Raw genomic sequence first — 2,678 nt, 5'->3', positions numbered from 1 at the left:
TGCGTACACGATCGACTGCTGCGAACTTGGCGAAGTGGTCCTGGAGACATTCAACGCCGCATCCTGCGAGATCGTCTTTACCGGCGTCAGTGCGCACCCGATGTCCGCAAAGGGAACGCTCGTCAATCCGCTGCTGATGGCGATGGACTTCATCTCCCACTTCGACCGCGAGGAGACGCCCGAATGCACGGAGGAACGCCAGGGCTTTTTCTGGTTCAAGGACCTCATCGCCAACGACAGCGAGGCAGTACTGACCGCATTGATCCGGGATTTCGACACAGATGGCTTCATTCGGCGCAAACGCCGGATCGCCGAGGTCGCGGAACAAATGCGATCACGTTATCCCACCGGGAATGTCCGCTGCCAGGTCACCGACACCTATCGAAACATCTCCACGAGCCTCGCTCGTGACGATCGTGCCATCGCTCTTCTATTCAATGCCATGGAGGAACTCGGGATCGAAAAGAAAGTGATTCCGATGCGCGGCGGCACCGATGGCGCGGTCCTCTCGGCCAGAGGGATACCGACACCAAACTTCTTCACCGGCGCCTACAACTTCCATTCACGTTACGAGTTTCTGCCGGTACCAGCCTTCGAAAGGTCGTTGGAAGTTGCGCTGAGGATTTGCCAATTGGCGGCGACTGACTGAGAGCGTTGCGAAGGAGAAACTTTAGGCATTTGCCTCGCCGCGACCGAGGTGCAAATGCTTCTCGCCAGACCTCAGCGGCTCGGCGCAATCCATCGAGGATCTGCTTGTTCAAGGCTTCCCGTCATATTCGACGCCGAGCCCTTGCCGTCGAAGCGTGGCCACAAGCCGGTAGCGGGGCATAAGTGCTCCAGAAAATGTCCGCCAGCAGCGAAATCTGACACGCCATTGATAGCGAGAAGATTGCACTATAGATTTACAGGCGCGGCAAGCGGCCGCCCTATCATCAGGAGCTTTCATGCCTACGGGTACTGTCAAATTTTTCAACGAAGACAAAGGGTTTGGCTTCATCACCCCTGAGAATGGCGGGACGGACGTATTTGTGCATGTCTCCGCTCTGCAACGAGGCGGATCCTTGAAAGAGGGACAAAGGGTAAGCTACGAACTAGGCCAGGACCGCAAAACTGGAAAGTCGAAAGCGGAAAACGTCAGCCCGCTCTGATCACGTTTAAGACCGTCGGAGCGAGTGAGCTGCCGGCATCCGCCGGCCCGTCGGATCTCGTCGAATACGGATGCAAAAGCATGACGCCATGTTTGAGAAGGACTTCAGCTGGCTTCATATCCCTCCTCCAACTCGCTTTGCACGCCCCGGTCACGCTCGCCATACAGTTCGAATTCGCGGAACAACGGGGATGCTCGCTCGAAGATGACAAGTCAGTCCGAAAGTTGCTAAAATCTCGCTATCTCCCAGCATGCAGGTCTGGTCATGTCGAATATCACGCACAACCAAATTATCGCTCTTACCGATGAGTTTATCGAGCGCATGCGCGCAGATGACGAAAGATCGTTCGGGCTCAGGGAGTTTTCGGTATTTGTCAGTGTCCGTTTGGGCTATGAGGCCACGATGTGGGATCCGGACCTGGAGGGTTCTCTCATCAAGCGGTTCAACGACCATTACGATCTGGTCAGGCAGCCGCTCGGCATGAGATGGGATTTTCTGAACGGCTATGTGGAGAGACATCTCTGAGCGTCGCGGCAACGCGATCTCGTCGGGTATCGTGACCTGGCCCGCAATTTTCTAGGCGTGTTGAGAATTTGATTGCGCCATCGGCCATGCGTCCGGCTATTTGCATTTCGGCTTGTATTCTTCCGATGCCATCATCTCAAATGTCGTTTTCTTTTTACGCATTCCCTGATGTAATCATCGGATGGTCAAATCTCCGCCACCAAAACCGCTGCTCGCCACCGATATGCCGGTTCGTTCAAGAGCCCGCAAGCCNGTCAAATCTCCGCCACCAAAACCGCTGCTCGCCACCGATATGCCGGTTCGTTCAAGAGCCCGCAAGCCGCGAGATCCGGCCCAGCCGAACCTTCCCCTCGATCCCATGCCCGCGCGCATCGAGCCATGTCTGGCACTTACAAAAGCGAAGCCGCCGAAGGGACCAGACTGGGTCTTCGAAATCAAATGGGACGGATATCGTCTCGCGGTGCACATCGAACCCAGGCGCGTCCGCATCATCACGAGAGGCGGGCATGATTGGACGCATCGCTTTCCGGCGATAGCAGAAGCCGCAAAGCAGCTCGGCGTGGCAACCGCGATACTTGACGGCGAGGCAGTCGTTCTCGACGAGCAGGGGCGGCCGAATTTCGGGTTGCTGCAGCAATCGCTCGGCGGTCGTGGCGGCAAACGCACATCCGGCGAAGCACTCTTCATGGCTTTCGACCTGCTCTACTTCGATGGTCATGACCTGACCGAGATGGAATTGTCCGGCAGGCGTCATCTGCTCGAAGACCTGGTCGCCGGCAAGGAGGGCGACATTCGACTTTCCGAAGAGGTCGAGGCAGACGGCGATCAACTGCTTGCTGCTGCGTGCGAGCACGGCCTCGAGGGCATCATCGCCAAGAACCGGCACAGCACCTACCGCTCCGGCCGCCTCGGCGATTGGTTGAAGATTAAATGCCTCCAGAGCGACAGCTTTGTGATCGTCGGCTATGAACAGTCCATGGTCGCGCGGGCTGGAATCGGCTCCCT

The 2,678-nt window shown here is 57.1% G+C and carries 4 protein-coding genes; all 4 read left to right on the top strand.

The annotated features are described in order from the left end of the window. On the top strand, positions 1–649 hold a 649-nt coding region (locus tag BN1800_RS39375; RefSeq protein WP_143534268.1), incomplete at its 5' end, for a peptidase T. A gap of 295 nt (positions 650–944) precedes the next feature. Next, positions 945–1,148 (top strand): cold-shock protein, encoded by a 204-nt coding sequence (locus tag BN1800_RS39370; RefSeq protein ID WP_087006317.1) that lies wholly within the window; start codon positions 945–947, stop codon positions 1,146–1,148. 264 nt (positions 1,149–1,412) lie between these two features. Further along, positions 1,413–1,673: a hypothetical protein gene (locus BN1800_RS39365; protein WP_087006313.1), complete on the top strand. Its 261-nt coding sequence runs from the start codon at positions 1,413–1,415 to the stop codon at positions 1,671–1,673. A 223-nt stretch (positions 1,674–1,896) separates the two neighbouring features. Further along, positions 1,897–2,678 (top strand): non-homologous end-joining DNA ligase (ligD, locus tag BN1800_RS39360; RefSeq protein ID WP_087006320.1); only part of this gene is annotated, 782 nt, incomplete at its 3' end.

The organism is Rhizobium sullae, assembly GCF_900169785.1.
Classification (GTDB): Bacteria; Pseudomonadota; Alphaproteobacteria; order Rhizobiales; family Rhizobiaceae; genus Rhizobium; species Rhizobium sullae.
The sequence above is the reverse complement of the archived record's forward strand: the minus strand, read 5'-3'. Positions and strand labels throughout refer to the sequence as shown.

Coding starts and splice junctions, on each gene's coding strand:
- BN1800_RS39365 (WP_087006313.1), top strand. CDS start 1,413: ATGTCGAATATCACGCACAACCAAATTATCGCTCTTACCGATGAGTTT.
- BN1800_RS39370 (WP_087006317.1), top strand. CDS start 945: ATGCCTACGGGTACTGTCAAATTTTTCAACGAAGACAAAGGGTTTGGC.